At 73.6% G+C, this 21,529-nt stretch carries 19 protein-coding genes and 2 pseudogenes; 12 read left to right on the top strand and 9 right to left on the bottom strand.

Going from position 1 to position 21,529, the window contains the following annotated elements; genetic code table 11:
- The first annotated feature begins 154 nt into the window (after window positions 1-154).
- Both OG989_RS01280 and OG989_RS01285 read left to right on the top strand, forming a co-directional pair.
- Window positions 155-550: a hypothetical protein gene (locus OG989_RS01280; RefSeq protein ID WP_327029464.1), complete on the top strand. Its 396-nt coding sequence runs from the start codon at window positions 155-157 to the stop codon at window positions 548-550.
- Window positions 543-1,032 (top strand): annotated as a pseudogene (locus OG989_RS01285) (hypothetical protein). The gene OG989_RS01280 and the pseudogene OG989_RS01285 overlap by 8 nt, the downstream one beginning before the upstream one ends.
- On the opposite strand, the gene fabG reads toward OG989_RS01285, so the two are convergent.
- The gene (gene fabG / locus OG989_RS01290; protein WP_151456211.1) at window positions 1,005-1,763 is read right to left on the bottom strand and encodes a 3-oxoacyl-ACP reductase FabG; all 759 of its coding nucleotides are present in this window, start codon (window positions 1,761-1,763) and stop codon (window positions 1,005-1,007) included. The pseudogene OG989_RS01285 and the gene fabG sit on opposite strands and share 28 nt — an antisense overlap.
- A gap of 121 nt (window positions 1,764-1,884) precedes the next feature.
- Here fabG and OG989_RS01295 point away from each other — a divergent pair, with 121 nt between their 5' ends.
- Entirely contained in the window at window positions 1,885-3,459 is a 1,575-nt protein-coding gene (locus OG989_RS01295) for a DUF4139 domain-containing protein (protein WP_442791937.1), read from the top strand.
- Between the two features lie 49 nt (window positions 3,460-3,508).
- Here OG989_RS01295 and OG989_RS01300 read toward each other — a convergent pair whose 3' ends face one another.
- The 3 genes from OG989_RS01300 to OG989_RS01310 all read right to left on the bottom strand — a co-directional run bounded on the left by OG989_RS01300 (window position 3,509) and on the right by OG989_RS01310 (window position 8,362).
- Window positions 3,509-5,161: an alpha-amylase family protein gene (locus OG989_RS01300; RefSeq protein WP_327029466.1), complete on the bottom strand. Its 1,653-nt coding sequence runs from the start codon at window positions 5,159-5,161 to the stop codon at window positions 3,509-3,511.
- A gap of 152 nt (window positions 5,162-5,313) precedes the next feature.
- The gene (locus OG989_RS01305) at window positions 5,314-6,651 is read right to left on the bottom strand and encodes a M23 family metallopeptidase (protein ID WP_327029467.1); all 1,338 of its coding nucleotides are present in this window, start codon (window positions 6,649-6,651) and stop codon (window positions 5,314-5,316) included.
- A gap of 118 nt (window positions 6,652-6,769) precedes the next feature.
- Window positions 6,770-8,362, bottom strand: a complete 1,593-nt coding sequence (locus OG989_RS01310; protein ID WP_327029468.1) for a class I SAM-dependent methyltransferase — start codon at window positions 8,360-8,362, stop codon at window positions 6,770-6,772.
- 203 nt (window positions 8,363-8,565) lie between these two features.
- Between OG989_RS01310 and OG989_RS01315 the strand changes: the two genes are divergently transcribed.
- From OG989_RS01315 to OG989_RS01325, 3 genes are all read left to right on the top strand, one after another.
- The gene (locus OG989_RS01315; protein WP_327029469.1) at window positions 8,566-9,120 is read left to right on the top strand and encodes a hypothetical protein; all 555 of its coding nucleotides are present in this window, start codon (window positions 8,566-8,568) and stop codon (window positions 9,118-9,120) included.
- Between the two features lie 104 nt (window positions 9,121-9,224).
- Window positions 9,225-9,827, top strand: a complete 603-nt coding sequence (locus OG989_RS01320; RefSeq protein ID WP_327029470.1) for a DUF1349 domain-containing protein — start codon at window positions 9,225-9,227, stop codon at window positions 9,825-9,827.
- Between the two features lie 85 nt (window positions 9,828-9,912).
- Window positions 9,913-10,569 (top strand): DedA family protein, encoded by a 657-nt coding sequence (locus OG989_RS01325; protein WP_311412091.1) that lies wholly within the window; start codon window positions 9,913-9,915, stop codon window positions 10,567-10,569.
- Window positions 10,570-10,762: 193 nt separating this feature from the next.
- Here OG989_RS01325 and OG989_RS01330 read toward each other — a convergent pair whose 3' ends face one another.
- The 5 genes and pseudogenes from OG989_RS01330 to OG989_RS01350 form a co-directional block, all read right to left on the bottom strand.
- The gene (locus OG989_RS01330; RefSeq protein ID WP_327031090.1) at window positions 10,763-12,166 is read right to left on the bottom strand and encodes a chitinase; all 1,404 of its coding nucleotides are present in this window, start codon (window positions 12,164-12,166) and stop codon (window positions 10,763-10,765) included.
- Between the two features lie 219 nt (window positions 12,167-12,385).
- Window positions 12,386-13,810: a carbohydrate-binding protein gene (locus tag OG989_RS01335; RefSeq protein ID WP_327029471.1), complete on the bottom strand. Its 1,425-nt coding sequence runs from the start codon at window positions 13,808-13,810 to the stop codon at window positions 12,386-12,388.
- 73 nt (window positions 13,811-13,883) lie between these two features.
- The gene (locus tag OG989_RS01340; protein WP_327031290.1) at window positions 13,884-14,225 is read right to left on the bottom strand and encodes a hypothetical protein; all 342 of its coding nucleotides are present in this window, start codon (window positions 14,223-14,225) and stop codon (window positions 13,884-13,886) included.
- A 100-nt stretch (window positions 14,226-14,325) separates the two neighbouring features.
- A pseudogene (locus OG989_RS01345) lies at window positions 14,326-14,631 on the bottom strand (YidC/Oxa1 family membrane protein insertase); the annotation flags it as partial.
- Window positions 14,632-14,724: 93 nt separating this feature from the next.
- Window positions 14,725-15,018: a DUF6412 domain-containing protein gene (locus tag OG989_RS01350; RefSeq protein WP_311413083.1), complete on the bottom strand. Its 294-nt coding sequence runs from the start codon at window positions 15,016-15,018 to the stop codon at window positions 14,725-14,727.
- 316 nt (window positions 15,019-15,334) lie between these two features.
- Between OG989_RS01350 and OG989_RS01355 the strand changes: the two genes are divergently transcribed.
- The 6 genes from OG989_RS01355 (at window position 15,335) to OG989_RS01380 (ending at window position 21,517) form a co-directional block, all read left to right on the top strand.
- Window positions 15,335-15,805: a hypothetical protein gene (locus OG989_RS01355; RefSeq protein WP_225852466.1), complete on the top strand. Its 471-nt coding sequence runs from the start codon at window positions 15,335-15,337 to the stop codon at window positions 15,803-15,805.
- Between the two features lie 38 nt (window positions 15,806-15,843).
- Window positions 15,844-16,191, top strand: coding sequence for a hypothetical protein (locus tag OG989_RS01360; protein ID WP_192581567.1), 348 nt, complete (start codon window positions 15,844-15,846; stop codon window positions 16,189-16,191).
- A gap of 149 nt (window positions 16,192-16,340) precedes the next feature.
- Window positions 16,341-17,489 carry a carboxylate-amine ligase gene (locus tag OG989_RS01365; protein ID WP_327029472.1) on the top strand — a complete coding sequence of 383 codons (1,149 nt, stop codon included), beginning with the start codon at window positions 16,341-16,343 and terminating at the stop codon, window positions 17,487-17,489.
- Between the two features lie 13 nt (window positions 17,490-17,502).
- The gene (locus OG989_RS01370) at window positions 17,503-18,882 is read left to right on the top strand and encodes an FAD-dependent oxidoreductase (protein ID WP_327029473.1); all 1,380 of its coding nucleotides are present in this window, start codon (window positions 17,503-17,505) and stop codon (window positions 18,880-18,882) included.
- A 153-nt stretch (window positions 18,883-19,035) separates the two neighbouring features.
- The gene (locus tag OG989_RS01375) at window positions 19,036-20,454 is read left to right on the top strand and encodes a WGR domain-containing protein (protein WP_327029474.1); all 1,419 of its coding nucleotides are present in this window, start codon (window positions 19,036-19,038) and stop codon (window positions 20,452-20,454) included.
- A 178-nt stretch (window positions 20,455-20,632) separates the two neighbouring features.
- Window positions 20,633-21,517, top strand: coding sequence for an aminoglycoside phosphotransferase family protein (locus OG989_RS01380; RefSeq protein ID WP_327029475.1), 885 nt, complete (start codon window positions 20,633-20,635; stop codon window positions 21,515-21,517).
- The last annotated feature ends 12 nt before the right edge of the window (window positions 21,518-21,529 follow it).

Here is a 21,529-nt window from a genome sequence, read left to right on the forward strand (position 1 = left end):
ACACGCTCCCACGCCCGCCGGCCCGACGCCGCCGGACCACCGGGAGCCGGGACGGACGGACGGCGGACCCCTGACAGGAGGCGGCGGGTGACGGGGTGTACTACGCGGGTTAGTAGGCTGTGCCGGTGACCGAGACACACCCCGGACGACCCCGATGACCAGCGCGGCGTCGGCGGGTTCGCCGGTGGACGGGCTCCTCGCGACCGCCTCGATCGTGCTGTCGCTCCTCGTCGCCGCGTGGGCGCTGGTGGCGACGCTGCGGCACCGCGCGCCGGACCGGGTGCAGTTCGCCGGCCTGGCCGTGCTGGAGGTGGCGCTGCTCGCGCTCGCGGCGGTGGCGCTGGTGGCCATCGGCGGCGGCGAGCGGCCGGGCGAGCCGGGGGCCTTCTTCGGGTACGTCGTCACGGTGGTCTGCCTGCCGCCGCTGGCCTGGGTGCTGGCCCGGATGGAGCCGACGCGCTGGGGCTCGGCGATCGTCTGCGCGGTCTGCCTGGTCACGCCGGTGGTCGTCGTACGGCTCCAGCAGACCTGGGAGGTGCTGGGTGGCTGACGTACGCGCCCCGGAGGCGAAGCGCACCAACGCCGGCCCGGGGCGGCTGCTGATCGCGGTCTACCTGCTCTTCGCGATCGCCGCGACGAGCCGCGCGGGCCTCCAGATAGCCACGAAGTTCGACGAGGCGCCCGTGGCGTACCTGCTCTCGGCCCTCGCCGCGGCCATCTACATCGTCGCGGCGGTGGGGCTGGCCCGCGCCGGTGCCGCCGGCCGGCGCGTCGCCCTCGCGTGCTGCGCCGTGGAGCTGGTCGGGGTGCTCGGCGTGGGGGCCCTCAGCCTCGCCGACCCGGAGCTCTTCCCCGACGAGACGGTCTGGTCGCAGTTCGGCAGCGGGTACGGCTACATCCCGCTGGTCCTGCCGGTGCTCGGCCTGCTCTGGCTCTGGCGCACCCGCCCCGCCCCGGCGGCCTGATCCCCGGCGGGCGGGTGCCCGCCGGGGCGTACGCGGAGGTCAGTCCTTGGGGCCGCCGGCCACGTAGATCACCTGGCCGGAGACGAAGGAGGCGCCCTCGCTGGCCAGGAACGAGATGGTGTGCGCGACGTCCTCGGGGCGGCCGACCCGGCGTACCGCGATCTCCGACTCGGCGTGCTTCTGGAGCGCCTCGAAGTCGACCTTCATCCGGGCGGCGGTGGCGGCGGTCATGTCGGTGACGATGAAGCCGGGCGCGACCGCGTTGACGGTCACCCCGAACGGGCCCAGCTCGATGGCGAGGGTCTTGGTGAAGCCCTGGAGGCCGGCCTTCGCGGCGGCGTAGTTCGCCTGGCCCCGGTTGCCCAGCGCCGAGGTGCTGGAGAGGTTGACGATCCGGCCCCACTTCGCCTCGACCATGTGCTTCTGGGCGGCCTGGCTGAACAGGAACGCGCCGCGCAGGTGCACCCCCATGACCGTGTCCCAGTCGGCGTCGGTCATCTTGAACAGCAGGTTGTCGCGGAGCACGCCGGCGTTGTTGACCAGCACCGTCGGGGCGCCCAGCTCGGCGGCGACCCGCGCCACGGCCGCCTCGACCTGGGCCCGGTCGGACACGTCCGCGCCGACGCCGAGCGCCCGGCCGCCGGCCGCCACGATCGCGTCCACGGTCTCCTTCGTCGCCGACTCCTCGATGTCGACCACGGCGACCGCGAGGCCGTCGGCCGCCAGCCGCCGGGCGGTGGCCGCCCCGATCCCCCGCGCCGCGCCCGTGACGACGGCGACCCGCTGCTCCTCCGACATGCCTACCTCCCGGTAACTTACGCTCGATCGAAGGAGCTTAACCCAGCCGTACGCCGACGCCGGCCCCGCGCGGGACACCGCTCACGAGCATCGCCCGGCTACTCTCGCCGCCGTGAAGGCAGTGGAGATCGCAGCACCCGTCGTCGGTGTCACCGTCTACCCGGACCGCGCCCGGGTCACCCGCCGGGGCAGCACCCGGTTGACCGCCGGTGAGCACCGCGTACGCGTCGCACCGTTGCCGATGGGCCTGCGGCGGGACTCGCTGCGGGTCGGTGGGCGGGGCGCCGCCACCGTGCTCGGCGTGGACGTCACGACGTGGCGGCAGCCGCGCAGCACCGACGGGCAGGTCCGCGAGCTGGAGCAGCGGACCCGGGAACTGGCCGACGCGCTGGCCGAGGTCGACGACGCGAGCGAGGTCGAGACGCAGCGGGGGCAGTTCCTCACCCGGCTGGCCGACCGGGCCGGCGGCACGTACGCCCGCGCGCTGGCCTCCGGCGACGCCGCCCCGACCGACGTGGCCACCTTCGCCGACTCGGTCGCCGGTCAGCTCGCCGATTCCCAGCGCCGCCGTCGCGCGCTGGCCCGGCAGCGTACCGACCTGACCGAGGAGCTGGCGGCCGTCGAGCGGCAACTGGACGCCACGCGCGGCAAGCGGAGACCGGACCAGCTGGTCGCCGAGGTGACAGTGTCGGTCGACGCCGACGACGACGAGCTGGACCTGGAGCTGAGCTACCTGATCGACGGGGCCCGCTGGCAGCCCTCCTACGACCTGCGGCTGGTCGACGACACCATGACCGTCACCTGGTTCGGGCTGGTCAGCCAGGACACCGGCGAGGACTGGCCGGAGTGCGTGCTCGAACTCTCGACGGCCCGGCCGGCGGCGGCGACCCGCGTACCCGAACTGACGCCCTGGTATCTCGACCGGCTGCGGCCGGTGCCGCCGCCGATGCCGAAGGCGGCCAGCTTCGGCGCGATGCCGGCCCCCGCGGCGCCCGCCGGTCCGCCCGCCGGGGCCGTGGCCCGGTCCGGCGCGCCGCGCCCCGAGATGCGCGAGAGCGTGGCCACCGTCGAGCAGGGGGTCACGGCGGCCACCTACCGGCCGGCCCGCCCGGTCGCGGTGCCGGCGGACGGCAGCGCCCACCGGGCCACCATCGCCGTGCTGGAGCTGCCGGCCCGGCTGGACCACGTGACCGTGCCGGTCCGCGCGACCGAGGCGCACCTGCGTGCGACGATCCGCAACACCTCGGCGCACACGCTGCTCCCCGGGCCGGCGGCGGTCTTCCACGGCGCCGACTTCGTCGCGGCCACCCGGCTGCCGGTGTGGGCGCCCGGTGAGGAGACCGAGCTGGCGCTCGGCGTGGACGACCGGGTCCGGGTGGAACGGAAGCTGGGCCGGCGCGCCGACACCCGGGCCACGCTCGGCTCGACCCGGCGGCGGGACGTGGAGTACCGGATCAGCGTGGCAAACCACACGCCCCGGCCGGCGAGCGTCGAGGTGCGCGACCAGCTGCCGGTGTCCCGGGACGAGGCGGTGGTCGTGCGGGAGTCCACCCTCGTCCCGCCCCCGGCCGAGCGCACCGAGTTGGGCGAGCTGACCTGGCGGCTCCGGCTCGGGCCGGGCGAGAGCGGCGAGATCGCCATGGGTTTCCGGGTCGAGATCGCCAAGGGGGTCGAGCTGGCCGGCTGGCGGGAGTGACCGGCCGTCCGCCGGGGCGCGGCGGACGGCCGTCGACGTGGCGGCCGGGTCAGAGGCCGCGACCCCGGCAGAGGCGGATCCACCGGTAGCCGTGGCCGGCCACCTTGAGCCGGTCCAGCTTGCCCACGTCGCCGTAGTTGCGGTCGGCGAGGACGTCGATGGGCAGGTCCGCCTCCGGCTCCAGCATGCTCAGGTCCACCTCGGCGTCGGTGGTGCCGAGGTTGTGCACGAAGACCATCGTGCCGGTGCGCCCGTCGGCCCGGTGCGCCAGCACGCCCGGCGGCATCGCCACGTCGATGTGGGTGGTCGAGCCCGAGCCCACCTCGGGGGCCTCGCGCAGCGTACGGATCATCCGCTCGAACCAGGCGAGCAGCGACTTCTGGTCGCTGCGCTGGACGGTCACGTTGACCTTCTCGTAGCTGTACTCGCCCTTGTCGATCACCGGTCGGACGAGCTTCTCCGGGTCGGCCGTGGAGAAGCCGGCGTTCGGCTGGTACGACCACTGCATCGGGGTGCGGATCGCCTCCCGGCCGGGCAGCGACAGGTCCTCCCCCATGCCGATCTCCTCGCCGTAGCGCAGCACCGGCGTGCCGCGCAGCGAGAACTGCAACGCGTACGCCAGCTCGATGCGGCGGCGGTCGTTGCCGAGCATCGGGGCGAGCCGGCGGCGGATGCCCCGGTCGTAGATGCGCATGTTCTCGTCGGGGCCGAACTCCGCGTACACCTGGTTGCGCTGCTCGGCGGTGAGCCGGGAGAGGTCGATCTCGTCGTGGTTACGCAGGAAGGTGGCCCACTGGCCGCCCTCGGGCAGCGCCGGGGTGTCCCGCAGCGCCTCGATGATCGGCTCCGGGTCCTGCCGCGCCAGGGCCAGCATCAGGCGCCCGTTGAGCATGAAGTCGAAGAGCATGTGCAGGCGGTTGCCCGAGCCGCCGCTGTCGGCGAAGAAGGTCGGCAGCTGGTCGGGCTCGACGTTGGCCTCGGCGAGCAGGACGGCGTCGCCCCGGCGCCACTGCACGTGCTGGCGCAGCTCGGTGAGGAACTCGAAGTCCTTCGGCGAGTTCGGGTTGCCCGGCTCGGTCAGCTCGATGATGAACGGCACCGCGTCCATCCGGAAGCCGGAGACGCCGAGCTGGAGCCAGAACGAGACGATCTTCTTGATCTCCTCGCGGACCGCGGGGTTCGTGAAGTTCAGGTCCGGCTGGAACTTGTAGAACCGGTGGTAGTACCAGGCCTTGGCGGTCCGGTCGTAGCTCCACGTCTCGTGCTGCTCGCCGGGGAAGACCATGCCCTGGTGCCGGTCGGCCGGCTCGTGGTCGGCCCAGACGTACCAGTCCCGGTACGGCGAGTCCGGCGAGGAGCGGGCGGACTGGAACCACGGGTGCTCGTTCGACGTGTGGTTGACCACCAGGTCGATGATGATCCGGATGCCGCGGTTCTGCGCCTGGTGCAGCAGTTCCGCGAAGTCGCCGAGGGTGCCGAAGCGCGGGTCGATGTTGTAGAAGTCGGTCGCGTCGTACCCGTCGTCGCGGTTGGGCGACGGGTGGATGGGATGCAGCCAGAGGCAGGTCACGCCCAGCCGGGCGAGGTAGTCCAGCCGGCCGATGAGCCCCCGGATGTCACCGACCCCGTCGCCGTCGGAGTCCGCGTACGTGTCGATGTCGAGGCAGTAGACGACCGCCTCCGAGTACCACCTGTCAGCCATGCCGGGCTAATGTCTCCGATCCCGGCTGCCCGCAAACACCGGGGCCCGGCGCTCCGAGTTCCTCGGTGGGCCGGCCGGAGGGTCGGCGGCGCGCCGGCCGGGCGGTGCGGGCACGACCTCGCCCGCGGCGCCCGGCCGGCGGGCGCGGCCCGTCAGGTGGCGATGTCGACGTCGCCGACCTGCCCGCCGCCGGCCATCGTCAGCCACCCGGCGTGGATGCCCTGCTTGGCGAAGAAGTTCCCGCCGCCGACGAACGCGAACCAGTCGTCGCCGCCGACCGCGACGTCGCTGACCTGTCCACCCTCGGCCAGGGTGAGCCACCCGCCCTGGATGCCGTCCTTGGCGTAGAAGTTGCCGCCCTGCACCCAACCGATCCGGTTACCGGACAGCACCACCCTCGTCGCCCCACCCGAGTTCACCGCCTGCCACGACGAGTACGCGCCATCCTTCGCGTACAGCACCCCCGCCGAGTTCACGAACGCAAACCGGTCACCACTGACCGCGATGTCCCGCACCTGCCCGCCCCCAGCCAGCGTCAACCACTGCCCGTAGACACCCTCCTTGACGTAGAAGTTGCCGCCCTGCACCCAACCGATCCGGTTACCGGACAGCACCACCCTCGTCGCCCCACCCGAGTTCACCGCCTGCCACGACGAGTACGCGCCATCCTTCGCGTACAGCACCCCCGCCGAGTTCACGAACGCAAACCGGTCACCACTGACCGCGATGTCCCGCACCTGCCCGCCCCCAGCCAGCGTCAACCACTGCCCGTACACACCGTCCTTGACGTAGAAGTTGCCGCCCTGCACCCAACCGATCCAGTTGCCGGAGAGCACCACCTTCGTCGCCCCACCCGAGTTGACCGCCTGCCACGACGAGTACGCGCCATCCTTCGCGAACAGCACCCCCGCCGAGTTCACGAACGCGAACCGGTCGGGAGCGGCCCCGGCCGGCGTCAGGTCCGGGAACGGAAGGTTGATCGGCGCGCCCTTGGTCACCGTGGCGCCGCAGGCGTACGCCGGGGCGATGTTGTGGACCGCGCCGTTGCGGCGGATCTCGAAGTGCAGGTGCGGGCCGGTCGAGTTGCCGGTGCTGCCGACGTACCCGAGCACCTGCCCCTGCCCGACCTGCTGCCCGAGCGCGACCGCGGCCGGCTGCGCCATGTGCAGGTAGCGGGTCTGGTAGCCGCTGGCGTGCGAGAGCGTCACCATGTTGCCCCCGCCGGAGGTCCAACCGGCGAACGCGACCGTGCCCGGATAGGCGGCCCCGATCGCCGTCCCACCGTTCCCCGCGACGTCCACCCCGTAGTGGTCGCTGTCGGTGGCGCCGCACCTGTTCGACAACACCCCCGTGACCCGCCCACCCACCGGCTGGATCATGGCCCCGGTCTGCGCGGCCGCCGGCTGCGCCGGCACGAGCACAAGTCCGCACAGGACCGCCGCGGCCACCGTGAGCGCCCGCAGCCGCCTACCCGCTGTCTCCTTGGTCACGCCATGCCTCGCGATCTCATCGGCATCGATACAACTGCGGAGACAAGATAGACGAGGCAGTCGTCGGCGTCCTCCCCGCGCCCGTGCTGCGACGGCGAGGACGCCCGGGCCGGGGCCGTCAGGTGTTGACCGGACGGCGGGCGATCAGGCGTACGTGGGTGACGGGCCAGTCCAGCGGTTCGCCGGCCGGGGTGCTGAGGGCGGCCACCGGGGCGAGGCGGTTGGTGACGATCCAGTCGTTGCGGGACGTCGCGCTCGCTGGGTCGATCTCGAACCCGACGTCGGTGAGCAACGACTTCCAGTCGGCGTACTCCAGGCCGCAGAACTGTTCCTGGGTCTCCGACAGCCAGTTGTCGGTGTAGTCCTTGCGGGTGAGGAAGTCCATCGCCGCGCCGAGGGTCAGCTCGACCACGCCGTCCGCCCCGTCCACCGGGCGGTACGCGAACGGGAACCGGTAGTCGACCGCGAACTGGTCCAGCCGGGCCCGGGTCGACAGCGCGTCGACGTACGCCGTCACCTCACCGGGCGGCAGGGCCGCCAGGTCGGTACGCGGCGCGGGCGGGTTGACGCCGTCCGTCGTGGTCAGGCGCAGGTGCACCGTCCGGTCCCGGCCGTCCGGCCCGCACACGTCGCTGTTGATCCACACCCCGCCCGGCACGGTGTGGTCGTAGAGGGCCTGCACGAACCGGCGCAGCGAGGCCATCCGCTCGCCGTACGACCAGATCTCGTGGGTCAGCGCGAAGGTCATCGTGGTGTCCACCGAGCGCGGCGCGAACACCGCCCCGCCGAGCACGTTGCGCCGGTAGAAGAAGACGTTCGGGTTGGCGAAGACGCCCTGCGCCTTCTTGTGGACGCACTCCTCGAACAGGTGCCGGGCCACCTCGACGCCGATCAGGTCACTCTCCCGCAGGGCCGGCTCCCGGTCGGCCAGCTCCAGGACGGCGCCCGCGCCGCAGCCGACGTCGACGATCCGCCCCGGTCGCACGTGCTCGCGCACCGCGTCCCACTTGCGCTGCGCGGCGTCGCTGAACGCCTCGGCGTACGTCCGGTAGTCGCGGGTGGCGGTCAGTCCGCCCTCGTCGCCGACCACCGGGTCGTTCACCACGGAGCGGACCAGGTCGTCGAGCCGGTAGCGGCGGTACACGTCGACGGTGGCCGGATGGGTGAGGTCCCGCCACGACGGGTCGTCGTCGGCCAGGCGCAGCAGGACGTCCCACGGCCGGACCGGTGTCGGCTCGACGTCGGCCTCCACCCCGGCGATCCGGAAACCGAGCCGTTCGTACATCGCGGCGACCTCCGGCGTCGAGCAGGCGACCACCGTGTCCGCCGGGGTCAGCTCCAACCCGGTGGACGCCGCGACGGTCTTCAGGGTCACCTCGGCGAACCTGTCGGTCGGTACGGTGTCGAACACCGGCACCACCACCGACCGGAGCCCGGCGAGCACGCTGAACCGTTCGATCGCCGCCTCCCGCCGGTGGTACGGGACCGGGTTGCGCCGGGTGTTCTCGTGGTTGGCCGAGGTGACCGCCCACACCACGGTCGCGCCGCCGGCGTCGTCGCTTCCGGTCGTGCCGCCCGCGTCCTCGCTCCCGGTCGCGCCGTCACCGTCGGCGAGGGGGTCGTCGCCCCGCGCCGCGAGCTGGCGGAGGTACCCGGCCTGGAAGCGGGTCAACAGGTGGTGGCGGCCGGGAAAGAGCAGGTAGCGGGGCATGGCACGTTCCTAGCCGATGCCCCGCGTGCGGTGCGCGGCAGGGGTGGGTGGCGCCGACCGGCGGGGGGGCCGGGAGCCGTCGGCGAAGAACGGGGACCGCCCCCGGACCGGCCCGCCGCTACATTGGAGACATCAGCAGTCAACGATCTGGGCGCAGCCCGTCCGGAGCCGGCTCCGCGTCGCGCAGCCCGGACTGGGCCGCGGTGGGCGCGATCGCCGGTGTGGTGGCCACCGTGCTCACCCTGCTCACGTACGTGCTGCCACGGGAGCCCTCCGTGCCGCCGCCGGCCTCGGGAGCCGGAGCGGGGCCGTCACCGGGGCCCGACCCGACCACGCCCGACCGGGCCAGGCCCGACCGGACCCCGCCGGACCAGACGACCACGCCCACGGCGGACGCCACGAAGGACCACCCCGTCACCAGGACGCCGCGGCCGCCCGCCCCGGGTCGACTGCCGTCGCTGGCGCCGCTGCAACCGGCCGGCTGCGAGGAGGCGCTCGCCGTCGTCGACCGGTTCTACCGGACCTCGGGTTCGACCAGGCAGAGCCGGCAGGCCGCCGCCACGACCGCGTACCAGGGCATGATGGGCGCGAGCCTCCAGGCCGAGGGCGGCGTCCACCAGGCCACGGTGGCACTGTCGCAGGACTTCTCCGAGCTGCGCTTCATCCTGTCGGGCATGGTCGCGAGCGACTACGAGGTGGTGCAGGCCAGGACGGACCGCGACGCCCAGCACCTCCGGGACGTGTGTGACGCCGGCTGACGGCACCGCCACGCGGCCCCGGACGGTCGCCCCGGCCGGCAGCCACCCGACGCGACCGGGCCCGTGCCGGCATCCGGGTGGGCCACGGCGGTACGGTCGCCGGCATGGGTGACGCGGAGCGACCGGTCGACTGGGCCGAGGGTGAGTGGTGGAACGAGCCGGTGCGGGTCGAGAACGGGCCGGCGGGCGAGTTGCTGGTGCAGCCGGCCGAGGGCAGCGACCTGTGGCGGCACACCTCGTACGGCTTCGTCCACGATGACGCCCCGGCGCTGCTCGCGCCGCTGCCCGCCGGCGAGGCGATGGAGGTGACCTTCGTGCTCGACTACGGCGAGCAGTTCGACCAGGCCGGCGTGCTGGTGCGGGTGGACGACCGGAACTGGATCAAGGCCGGGGTGGAGGTCAGCGACGGCGAGCCGCAGGTGGGTGCCGTGGTGACCCGGGAAGTCTCCGACTGGTCGGTCGCCGGCGTGCCGAGGTGGGCCGGGCGGGAGGTGACCGTCCGGGTCAGCCGCGACGGGGACGCGCTCACCGTACGGGCCCGCGCCGACGACGAGCCGTGGCGGCTGGTCCGGCTCGCACCGCTGGCCCCGGACGCGGTGGCGACGGCCGGGCCGTACTGCTGCTCCCCCACCCGGGCGGGCCTGCGGATCCGGTTCACCGGCTGGCGACGCGGGCTGGCCGACGCCGCGCTGCACCCGGAGGAATGAACCCGGGTGGCCCTACTCACGGGCAGGTGTGACGGCCGGGCCGCAGGGTAGATGTCTCTGATCGGACCCGGCCGAAAGGATCGCGATGGCACTCGCCGAGAACGTCGACCCGACCGAACTCGGCGGCCTGACCGGGTGGGTGGCGGGGGTGATCGACGCCGCCGGCGCCGTCGGGGTGGCCCTGCTGGTCGCCCTGGAGAGCATCATCCCGCCGATCCCGAGCGAGATCGTGCTGGCGATGGCCGGCTACCTGGCCAGCGAGGGACGGTTCAACGTCGTCCTGGTGGGGCTCGCCGCCACCGCCGGCTCCCTGGGCGGGGCACTGGTCCTCTACTGGCTGGGCGCGGCTGCCGGCGAGGACCGGCTCAAGCGCTGGCTCGACCGGCTGCCCCTGGTCGACCTGGACGACCTGGAGAAGGCCGACCGCTGGTTCGAGCGACACGGCCGGTGGGCGGTGCTCTTCGGCCGGATGATGCCGGTGGTCCGCAGCCTGATCTCCATCCCCGCCGGGGCCAACCGGATGCCGCTGCCGGAGTTCATCGTGTTCACCACGCTGGGCAGCGGCATCTGGAACGCGCTCTTCGTCGGCCTGGGCTACGCGCTCGGCTCCCGCTGGCAGCAGATCGAGCAGTACAGCAAGTGGTTCGACTACGGCATCATCGCCGTCTTCGTCGTGATGATCGCCTGGTGGGTGATCAAGAAGACCCGTCGCCGCCGCGCCCACGCCGACGCCACCCCCTGACTCCCACCCACCCACCTCGCCCCGCCCCGCCCCGCCGCGCTCCGCCGCGCCCCGCCGATCATGCAGTTGTGGTGCCGGAAGTGACCACATACGCGGCTTATACGGACCACCACAACTGCATGATCGACCCTGTCGGGCGGTTCACGCGGGTGGAGGGGCGGGGAGGGGCGGGGTCAGGAGGGGCGGGGAGGGGTCAGGGGAGGGTGTCCAGGTGGGGGGCCACCGTGCGGGCGAAGGTGTTGCCGTTGCTCACGTCCCAGTTGACCGACCAGGTCATCGCGCCGCGGATGCCCGGGTAGGTGCGCGGCGGGCGGAAGCTGCCGCAGTTGGTGCCCCGGGCCAGGCAGTCCAGCGCCGCGTTGACCACGCTGGGCGCGACGATGCCGCCGCCGGCCGCCCCGGGACCGGCCGGCAGCCCGAGGCCGACCTGGTCCGGGCGCAGGCCGGCCTCCAGTTGGATGCAGGCCAGCGCGACGATGAAGTTCACCGTCCCCTGGGCGTACGCGGCGTTGCGGTCGCAGCCCAGCATCGCCCCCGAGTTGTAGAACTGGGTGTTCACGACGGTGAGGATGTCCTTGATGTCGAGCGCCAGCTTGAAGTAGCTGCTGGCCGGGGACTGCATGTCGATGGTCTGCGGGGCCATCGCGATGATCAGTCCGGCGCCCACCTTGGCCCGCAGCGAGCGCAGCGCCTGGGCCATGTAGGTCGGGTTGAGCCCGTTCTCCAGGTCGATGTCGACGCCGTCGAAGCCGTACCGCTGGATCAGCGCGTGGACGCTGTCGCTGAACGCGGCGGCGGAGGCGGCGTCGTTGACCGCCACCCGGCCGGTCTCGCCGCCGACGGAGATGATCACCTTCTTGCCCCGGGACTGGAGGGTCCGCACGTCGGCGGAGAAGTCGGCGTCGGTGTAGCCGCCGAGGGCGGTGGACAGGCCGGGGTCGATGGCGAAGGCGACCGCGCCGGGGGTGGCGGTGGCATCGGCGAAGGCGACCGCGACGACGTCGTACTCGGCCGGCACGTCACGCAGCCGCAGCTCGACGGCCGGGTTGTCGAAGTTGTGCCAGTACCCGGTGAGGATGTGCTTCGGCAGGCCGGTGTTCGGCGGCGAGCTCGTCGGGGGCGGGGTGGTCGGCGGCGGGGTGGTCGGGGGTGCCGTCGTCGGCGGTGCGGTGGTGGGCGGCGCGGTGGTGGGGCTGGTGCCGCCACCGCACGCCGTGCCGTTGAGCTGGCAGTTGGTGGGCGAGCCCGGCCCGGCGCCCAGGAAGCCGAACGAGACCGAGGCGCCCGGGGCGAGGCGACCGTTCCAGGACCGGTTGGTGAAGGTGTGCCGCTGACCCGACGAGGTCAGCAGCGCGTCCCAGTAGCTGCCGAGAGTGGTGCCGGCCGGCAGGTCGAAGGCGACGGTCCAGCCGTCGACCGTGGACCCGCCGCCGTTCGTGATCGTGTACTTCCCCTCCCAGCCCGATCCCCAGTCGGACGTCTTGACGAAGCTCGCGGTCACCCCGGCGGCGAAGGCGGGCATCGCCACCCACACCGCGCCAAGCGCCGCCACCACCGCTGTGACCAGCGAGAACACCAGAGATCTAGATCTTTTCACGACACCCTCCACGCCCGGACGCCATCCACCGGCATCGACATTGACGCCTATTATTAGGAGTGTTAACTGTTTCTGTCCAGAGCAGGCCGACGGGAGCCCCCGGCAACGGCCGGGGGCTCCACGGGACTCAGCGGACAGGAGCAGGCTCAGCGGGCTCGGGGAAGCAGCGGGATCAGCGAGCTCCAGCAAGCCCAGCCGGCCCCAGCGGGCCGAGCAGGCTCAGCGGCGGAAGGTGAACCAGTTGACGTTGACGAAGTCGGCGGGCTGCCCGCTGCTGAAGGTCAGGTAGACCGTCCGGCGACCGGTCGGGCCGGCGACGTTGCCGGGAACCGAACGCCAGCTCTGCCAGCCGCCGGTGTTCCCGATCGCGAAGCTGCCGATCGTCGGGCCGGTCGGGCTGTCCAGCCGCACCTCCACCAGGCCGCTGACCCCGCCCGCCGCGCCGGACGCGACCCGGGCGACGAAGTCGCGTGGCGGGCTGGCCCCGAACTCGACGTTGTCGAACCGCACCCAGTCGCCGTTGCGCAGCGCGCCGATGTTCTGCCCGCCCTCGGCGCACGCCTCGACGAGCACCCCGTTCTGCCCGTTGAACGACTCCGCCTGGATCGTCGCGTACGCGTCGCGCACCCCACCGGGCGGCGGCGTCGTCGGCGGCGGGGTCGTGGGCGGAGGCGTGGTGCCGCCACCCCGGCTGTACACCGCCACGTAGTCGACAAGCATCGGACGGCCGGGGACGGTGGCGGCGGTCGGCGTGGCGCCACCGGCCACCCCGTTCGGGAAGGCCCCGCCCATCGCCACGTTGAGCAGCAGGAAGTAGCCGGCGTGGCTGGTCATCTGCGACCAGTACGGCTCGCCGACCCGGGACTGGCTGACCGAGTGGTAGAGCTGGCCGTCGACGTACCAGCGCAGCTGCTGCGGGCTGGCCGAGGCGTCCCACTCGAACCGGTAGGTGTGGAAGGCCGACTGGCAGGTGCTGCCGGGGCAGGCCCGGGACGCGCCGATGCCGTTGAACTCGTCGCACGGCCCGCCGGGGGCCACGCCGCAGTGCAGTACGCCCCAGACCGAGTTGAGGCCGTTGACGTTCTCCATCACGTCGAACTCGCCGATGCCCGGCCAGTTCTGGTAGTTGCCCCGGTACGGCGAGCCGAGCGCCCAGAACGCCGGCCAGTAGCCGGACGCCTGGGCCCCGGTGACGTTGGGCATCTGGATGCGGCCCTCGATGGCCAGCACGCCGCCGGACGGCGGCTTGAAGTTGCTGCGCACGGTCTCGATCCGGGCTGAGGTCCAGCGCCCCGAGGCGTCGCGCAGCGGGGTGATCCGCAGATTGCCGCCGCCGTCGTGACTGACGTTGGCGGTGCTGTTGGTGTACGTCTGGATCTCCCCGGTGCCCCAGTTCGGCGGGCCGCCTGGATAGCTGGTGCCGGTGTCGATGATCCAGTTGCCGGCGGACGGCAGGGTGCCGGCCGCACCGGTGAAGTCGTCGCTCCACACCAGGCTCCAGCCGGGCGCGGGCGCCGGGACGGCGGCGTTCGCCGTCACGGTCGTGCCGACCAGTGCGGTCGCGGCGGCGGTGAGGAGGGTCAACGCCAGGGTCAGCCGGCGTCGCGGGGGCAGGGCGGCGGGCGCCGCCGGGGCAGGTGTCATTTGACGTGCCTCTCTGCGGGGAACGGGCGAGAGAGCGCTCTCTCAGGAGTTCTACGTGCCGGCTCCGCAGATGTCAACGCCCATCGATGCGGGCTGGCTCGGGGCGCGGGCGGCGCAGCACCGCCTGCTCCCCCGCCGACCAGGCGGTGGTGGTGACCAGGTAGATCACCGCCGCCAGCGGCAGCACCAGCGCCACCAGCACCGTCGTGTACGGCAGCAGCGGCAGCAGCCGGCCGAGCACGGCCGCGCCCGGCCCCTCGGTCGGCGTACCGGCCACCGTTCCCGTCGCCGCCGCCGCGCGCCGCATCCGCCGCGACGTCCACCAGGCGAGCACGAGCAGGGCCGCCAGCAGGGCGCCGAACAGCGGCAGCGCGCCGCCGACCGCCCCGTCGCCGAGGTGGTGGCCCAGCGGCACCGGCCAGGCGCTCGGCCAGCAGCCCGGTGCCGCCCTCGGCGGTGGTGAAGAGCCGGTACATCACCAGCAGGAACGGGGCCTGGAGCAGCAGCGGCAGGCAGCCGGACACCGGGCTGGCGCCGTTGGCCCGGTAGAGCGCGAACAGTTCGCCCTGCAACCGGGTGGGGTCGTCCGCGTACCGCCGCTGAAGCTCGCGGACGTCGGGGGCGAGCGCCGCGCGGCGCCGCTCCCCGCGGACCTGCATGAGGGTCAGCGGCGAGATCAGCAGCCGGACGACGACGGTGAGGGCGACGATGGCGGCGGCCGTGGCCGCGTCGCCGGCCAGCGGTTCCAGCAGGGTGGTGAACCAGGTGAGCGCGCGGCCGGCGGCGCCGACGGCGTCGTGCAGAGGTGCGAAGGCGAGCATGGGTGACCCCTCGGTCCGATTCCGGGTGCCGGTCCGGCGGGAAGGCGGGTCGCCGGACGGGCGGATGGCGGCGGAATCGGCCGCGCGGCGGTGCTACGCGGCCGAGGGGAACGGCCCGGGCGCGCGGGGACGGGGACGCCCGGCGGCGTCCGGGTCGACCTGTCGCGGCACCCGGCGGCGGCGGGCCCGGGCGCGCAGGGCGGCGGCGCGGCCGGCCCGGGGCGTGTCGACGACGCCGGCCGCGTGCGCCGCGAGCGCGACGGCGAGCAGCGCCACCGCGGCGAGCGCGGCCCCGGCGAGCAACCCGGCCGGGCGGTCGGCGAGCAGGGTCAGGTGGGCGAGGGCGTACGCCCACGTCCCCAGCACGATCCCCAGCAGCCCCGGCACGCCGACCAGCCTAGGACCCGCTGTCACGTCACCCGGCCCAGTTCCCGCAACCGGCCTCCCGCACCCGCTCTGACCTGCGCTTATGCGACAGGTCCGGGGTGGACGGAGGCGCGGCGGAAGTGGTACGACTTGGGTGCGTCGACAGCCGACGTCGGTGTGTCGTCCTTCTCGGTCGCCGGTGTGCTTCCGCGTCGTCGGGATGCCCGCGCCGACCCGGGCGGTGGGAGCGGGTCCTCCCGGTACACCGTCGGCACCGGGCGCCCGCCCGGCCGACGGGCCACCTCGACGAGGTGGCGGGCCATTCTGAGGAGCTGCCGTGCCCCACAACCGAATCCGATCGAGGCACCAGCCCTTCGAGATCGCCATCATGGCGACCGCCCCCGTGTGCGGCGTCCTCCTGATCGTCCTCGACGTCCGGCCGCAGTCGGTGGAGATGGCCATGCCGGGGCCCATCCAGGCGGGGTGGGAGTCGGGCCTCATCGTGGCCGGCGTCGCCGGGCTGCTGGGCGTGCTCTGGCCGGGCCGGCTCTCCACCGGCCTCGGGATCGAACTCGCGTCGGTGCTCGCGCTGGGCACGATCACCGGCATGTACGCCGTCGCCCTGGCGGTGGTCGCCGGCGCGCAGGGGGTCGCGGCGATGTCGTTCGTCGTCGCGGTGGCCGTCGGCTCCGGGTGGCGCGCCGTCCAGATCGCGCTCGACCTGCGCCGGCTGGCCCTGGCCGGCCAGGCCACCCAGTTCGCCGGGGTGGCCGTCGGTGGCACCTTCTCCGCCAGGGGTGGGACGTGAACGCCACGGCGCCGGCCGCCCCGCACTGGGTGCAGGTCCTGCTCTCCGTCCTCGGCGTGCTCGGGGGGACCGGCGGCCTCGCCGTCATCGCCACCGTCATCGTGCAGCGGGGCAAGTTCAAGGCGGACGCCGCCGACACCCTCACCGACGCCGCCCTCACGCTGGTGCAGCCGCTGCGCACCCGGGTCGCCGAGTTGGAGGAGGCCGCGCTGCTCACCCGGGCGCAGCTCGACTCGGCCCGCGAGCAGGAACGGCAGCTGCGGGCGACGGTCTGGGACCTGCGCCAGACCCTGGACCGGTGGCGGGAGGCCATCCTGGCCCCGGACGCCACGCTGCGCCGCGTCCGCGCCCTGGTGCGCGACGGCGAGGACCGCTGGCCACGGTGACCTGCGGGTCGCGCACGGCGTAATCCCCTCTGCGGGCGCGCGGCGGGCGACACGCCGGGGCCGCGTTTCTCCGCCTCCGCACGGTGGGTAACCACTGACCGACCCCGCGCGGACGGACCGCTGCCGGGCGCGAACGGACGGTGGTGACGATGACCGGCCAGGTGGCGGAGGCTCCGAGCGGTACGGCCGAGGGGACCGACCTGCTCACGGTGGGTGTCGAGGAGGAGTTCCTGCTCGTCGACCCGCACACCGGGGCCGCGGTGCCCGCTGTCGACCTCGTCATGGAGCAGGTGCCGCCCGAGCTGCGCGGTCAGGTGGAGCTGGAGTTCCAGACCAGCCAGATCGAGATCGGCAGCCCGCCCGGCCTGGAACTCTCCTCGATCCGGCACTCCCTCGGCGTGCTGCGGGCCGCGCTCGCCGACGCGGCCGAGCGGGCCGGCGTACGGCTGCTCGCCATCGGCACCGGGCCGGTCGACGGTCCGGTGCCCCCGGTGGTCGACAAGCCCCGCTTCGACCGGATGATCGAGCGGTTCCGCCTGTTGGTTCCCGGCCCCGGCAACAACGGCATGCACGTGCACGTCGGGGTGCCCGACCCGGAGACCGGCGTGCAGGTGCTCAACCACGTCCGGCCCTGGCTGCCGGTGCTGCACGCGGTCACCACCAACTCCCCCTTCGCCAGGGGCGAGGACACCGGGTACGCGAGCTGGCGGTCGGTGGAGTGGGAGCGCTGGCCGTCGGTGGCGCCCACCCCGTACCTGGAGTCCCACGAGCACTACGAACGGCTGATCCGGCAGTTGATCGCCAGCGGCGTGATGCTCGACGAGGGGATGCTCTACTGGTACGCCCGCCTGTCGGCCAAGTACCCGACGGTGGAGATCCGCATCGGTGACGTCTGCCCGTCGGTGGACGACGCGGTGCTCGTCGCCGCGCTGGTCCGGGCCATGGTGGCGACCGCGATGGACGACATCGCCGCCGGGCGGCCGGCCCTGCGCACCGACCACCACCTGCTGGTCGCCGCGCACTGGCGGGCGGCCCACGACGGGTTGGAGGGGGACGGCGTCGACCTGACCGACGGCGAGCTGCGGCCGGCCTGGGAGCTGTTCGACCAGCTGATCGAGCGGCTGAGCCCGGCGCTGGAACGGCACGGCGACCTCGACGAGGTGACCGGGCTCGTCGCCGGGCTGCGCCGCCACGGCAGCGGGGCGGCCCGGCAGCGGGCCGTCTTCGCGCGTACCGGCAGGCTCGTGGACGTGGTGGAGGACGTCGCGCGGCAGACCCGTGGCGCGGGCCGCTCGTGACAGGATGGTGAACGTGGCGCAACGGCTGATCGTCATCGGTGGGGACGCCGCGGGAATGGCGGCGGCGTCGCAGGCTCGACGCCGGCGGGACTGCGGCGACCTGGAGATCGTCGCCTTCGAGCGGGGGCACTTCACGTCGTACTCGGCGTGCGGCATCCCGTACTGGATCAGCGGGCTGGTGCCCGAACGGGACCAGTTGATCGCCCGCGCCCCCGAGACGTTCCGGGAGAAGTTCGACATCGACGTCCGGCTCCGGCACGAGGTGACCGCCATCGACCTCGACCGGCGCGAGGTCACCGCCCGGGACCTCGACGGCGGCGGCGAGGTCCGGGAGCGTTTCGACACCCTGATGTACGCCACCGGGGCCGTGCCCAAGAAGCCCGACTGGGCGGACACCGACGCCGGCGGGGTCTTCGGGATGCAGACCCTCGACGACGGCGCCGCGCTGCGCGACTGGCTGGACGCCGAGCCCCGGCCGCGCCGGGCGGTGGTGATCGGCGGCGGCTACATCGGCGTGGAGATGGCCGAGGCGCTGATCCAGCGCGGGCTCGCCGTCACCCTGGTCGAGCAGGCCGAGCAGCCGATGGCCACCGTGGACCCGGACATGGCCGAGCTGGTCACGGACGCGATGCGGGGCATCGGCGTCACCATCCGCACCGGCCTCGGCGTGACCGGCCTGGAGGAGACCGACGGCCGGGTGTCCGCGGTGGTCACCGCCGAGGGGCCCATCCCCACCGACGTGGTCGTCCTCGGTCTGGGCGTACGCCCCAACACGGCGCTCGCGGAGGCCGCCGGCCTGCCGCTGGGCGTCACCGGCGGGATCCGGGTCGACCGCCGGATGCGGGTGCAGGGGGTGCCGGACGTCTGGGCGGCCGGTGACTGCGTGGAGACCGTGCACCGGGTGACCGGGCTGCCGGTGCACGTGCCACTGGGCACCCACGCCAACAAGCAGGGCCGGGTCGCCGGCATCAACATCGGCGGCGGGTACGCCACCTTCGCCGGGGTGATCGGCACCGCCGTCACGAAGGTCTGCGACCTGGAGGTCGGGCGCACCGGGTTGCGCGAGAAGGACGCCGCGGCGGCGGGGTTCGAGTTCGTCTCGGTGATCGCCGAGTCGACCAACCGCGCCGGCTACTACCCGGGCGCCCGGCCGATGACGGTGAAGCTGATCGCGGAGAAGCCCAGCGGGCGGCTGCTCGGGGCGCAGATCGTGGGCTGGTCCGAGGCGGCCAAGCGAATCGACACCCTCGCGGTGGCGCTGTGGAACGGCATGACGGTGGACGACATGACCGCGCTCGACCTGGGCTACGCCCCGCCGTACGCCCCGGTCTGGGACCCGGTGCTGATCGCCGCCCGCAAGGCCGTCGACGCCCTGGCTGCCGTCGGCCGCTGAGCGTCAGGTGTGCGGAAGGGGCCCTTCCTGTCGCGCAGGCGACAGGAAGGGCCCCTTCCTTGCGTGCGGCTGTCGGGGGTGGGGGTTAGCGTGTGCCCGCTCGCGCCCCACCGGTCACGCCAGGCCGGTCGCTGACCCCCCTCGGAGGCCCCCATGCCGCAGGAGACGACCTACCTCGAACTGTCCGAAGCGGATGGTGCGCACAAGTTCTACGAGGTCGTCGTCGACGACGCCGCGTTGACCGTCCGCTACGGCCGGATCGGCGACCAGGGCCAGGTCAAGACCACGGCCTACGCCGACAACGCCAAGGCCCGCGCGGCGGCGGCGAAGAAGATCGGCGAGAAGGTCCGCAAGGGGTACGCCCCGGCCGTGCGCGGCGTGCGGCAGAAGCGCGCCGTCTCCCGGCGGCAGATCGTCAGCACCCGCTCCACCGCCCGTACCGCCCCGGTGCTGTGGCGCTACGACTCCGGCGCCCCCGCCTTCGGCATCTTCGTCGACGGGCAGAGCTGCATGGTCGGCAACGAGCGCGGGGTCATCACCACGCTCGGCCACGACGCCCGGGTGCTCGACCAGGTCCGCCTCCCCGACGGGGTGAAGTGCATCGTCGCCGACGACGCCTGGATCTACGCGGGCTGCGACGACGGCAACGTCTACGACCTGTCCGGCAAGGTGCCCCGGGTGGCCTACGAGATCGCGCCGGAGATCGACATCTACTGGTTGGACATCCACGACGGGGTGCTGGGCGTCTCCGACGCGGGCGGCGGCATCGTCGCCGTCGACCACGAGGACGAGTTCCTCTGGCGCCGGCAGGGTCGCGGCCGGTCGGCGTGGATGGTGCGCTGCGATGCCGACGCGCTCTACCACGGCCACTCCCAGGGGGTGACCAGCTACGACTGGCGGACGGGCCAGGAGCGGTGGCACACCCGTACCGGATCGGTGCTCTTCGGTTGGCAGGAGCGCGACGCGGTCTTCGCGGGCACCGGCACCCGGGAGGTGGTGCGGCTGGCGAAGGACGGCCGCGCCGAGCGCACCTACCGCTGTGACGCCCCGGTCTTCTCCTGCGCCACGGCCGAGGGCGGCCGGTTCGTCTTCGCCGGCGACAGCCAGTCCTCGATCTACTGCTTCGACGCGGCCGGCAACCGGCTGTGGAAGCTCGGCACCGGCTGCGGCTCGGCCTACTCGATGCAGTACCACGAGGATCGGCTCTACGTCGTCACCACCAGCGGCCACCTGGCCTGCATCGACGCCAGCGAGCCGGCGATCCGGGCGGCGGAGGCCGGCAGCGTGCCGGAGGTGGTCGACGTCAAGGCCCCGCCCCGGATGCCGGAGCCGGCGGCCTGGACGACGGTCGAGGTGACCAGCGACGTCGACGGCGGCGTGGTCGTGCAGTGCGTCGAGGACCGGGGACGGCTGCGGGTGCACGTGGTCTCCCCCGGTTTCCACCGGGACTGGTCCGTGCAGTTCCCGAAGGGCATCCGCGAGCCGGGCGCGCGCTACCTGGTCACCCAGGTCCGCGAGTCCGGCCGGGGCGGCTTCTACCGCGCCCACGGCGACATCCGCCGGTTGCGCTGACCGCGCTCCCTCCCCCGCCCCCTCCCCTCCGCCGCCCGCCCCTTCCCCGACGCGGTGATCAAGAGGTTTGCGTCCGGTTCGATCTCCGTTGCGGACCCGAACCTCTTGATCACCACCACCGGCGGTGGGCGGGGAATCGGTGGTGCGGGGTGGGCGGGCGCTGGTGAAGGATGGCCGGGTGGATTCCGAACTCCTGCTCCCCGACGGGCTGGGCTGGGTGCGGGGCACGCCGGCCGGGCGGGAGTGGCTGGCGGCGCTGCCGGACAGGCTGGCCGCCTGCACGGCGCGCTGGTCGCTGCGGCTCGGGCCGCCCTTCCCGTACGCCTTCGCCTCGCTGGCCCTGCCGGCGGAGCTGCCCGACGGCACCCCGGCGGTGCTGAAGCTCCAGTACCCGGACCCCGACAGCGTCCACGAGGCGACGGCGCTGGAGCGCTGGGCCGGGGTGGGGGCGGCCCGGTTGCTCGCCCACGACCCGCAGCGGCGGGCGCTGCTGGTCGAGCGGTGCGTGCCCGGCACGCCGCTGCACGAGTTGCCCGCCGATGCGGCGCTGGACGCGGCGGTGGAGTTGCTGCCCCGGGTCTGGCGCCCGGCCGGTGCGCCGTTCACCCCACTCGCCGAGGAGGCAGCCGGCTGGGCGGAACGGTTGCCGGCCAACTGGGAGCGGGCCGGCCGGCCGTACGAGCGGCGGCTGATCGACACGGCGCTCGGGCTGCTGGCCGACCTCGTCGACAGCCAGGGCGAGCAGGTGCTCGTCAACCAGGACCTGCACGCCGGCAACGTGCTGCGGGCGACCCGGGAGCCGTGGCTGGTCATCGACCCGAAGCCGCTGACCGGCGAGCGCGAGTTCGGGGTGGTGCCGCTGGTGCGAGGCGCGGAGCTGGGGCACTCGCCGGACGCCGTCCGGCACCGGCTGGACCGGCTCAGCGCGGAGCTGGGCCTGGACCGGGAGCGGGTGTGGGGCTGGACGATCGGACAGACGCTGGCCTGGAGCTTCGGCGAGGGACAGGTCTTCCCCAACCAGGTCGAGGTGGTCCGCTGGCTGCTCGCCGCGCCTCCCCGGTGAGACCGACGTCGG

The sequence above is a fragment of the Micromonospora sp. NBC_01740 genome (assembly GCF_035920365.1).
Classification (GTDB): Bacteria; Actinomycetota; Actinomycetes; order Mycobacteriales; family Micromonosporaceae; genus Micromonospora; species Micromonospora reichwaldensis.

What these genes read in the sequence shown, in the direction of transcription:
- OG989_RS01280 (WP_327029464.1), top strand. Translation starts at nt 155, where the DNA reads ATGACCAGCGCGGCGTCGGCGGGTTCGCCGGTGGACGGGCTCCTCGCG.
- fabG (WP_151456211.1), bottom strand. Translation starts at nt 1,763, where the DNA reads ATGTCGGAGGAGCAGCGGGTCGCCGTCGTCACGGGCGCGGCGCGGGGG.
- OG989_RS01300 (WP_327029466.1), bottom strand. Translation starts at nt 5,161, where the DNA reads ATGGCTGACAGGTGGTACTCGGAGGCGGTCGTCTACTGCCTCGACATC.
- OG989_RS01310 (WP_327029468.1), bottom strand. Translation starts at nt 8,362, where the DNA reads ATGCCCCGCTACCTGCTCTTTCCCGGCCGCCACCACCTGTTGACCCGC.
- OG989_RS01320 (WP_327029470.1), top strand. Translation starts at nt 9,225, where the DNA reads ATGGGTGACGCGGAGCGACCGGTCGACTGGGCCGAGGGTGAGTGGTGG.
- OG989_RS01325 (WP_311412091.1), top strand. Translation starts at nt 9,913, where the DNA reads ATGGCACTCGCCGAGAACGTCGACCCGACCGAACTCGGCGGCCTGACC.
- OG989_RS01335 (WP_327029471.1), bottom strand. Translation starts at nt 13,810, where the DNA reads ATGACACCTGCCCCGGCGGCGCCCGCCGCCCTGCCCCCGCGACGCCGG.
- OG989_RS01365 (WP_327029472.1), top strand. Translation starts at nt 16,341, where the DNA reads ATGACCGGCCAGGTGGCGGAGGCTCCGAGCGGTACGGCCGAGGGGACC.
- OG989_RS01375 (WP_327029474.1), top strand. Translation starts at nt 19,036, where the DNA reads ATGCCGCAGGAGACGACCTACCTCGAACTGTCCGAAGCGGATGGTGCG.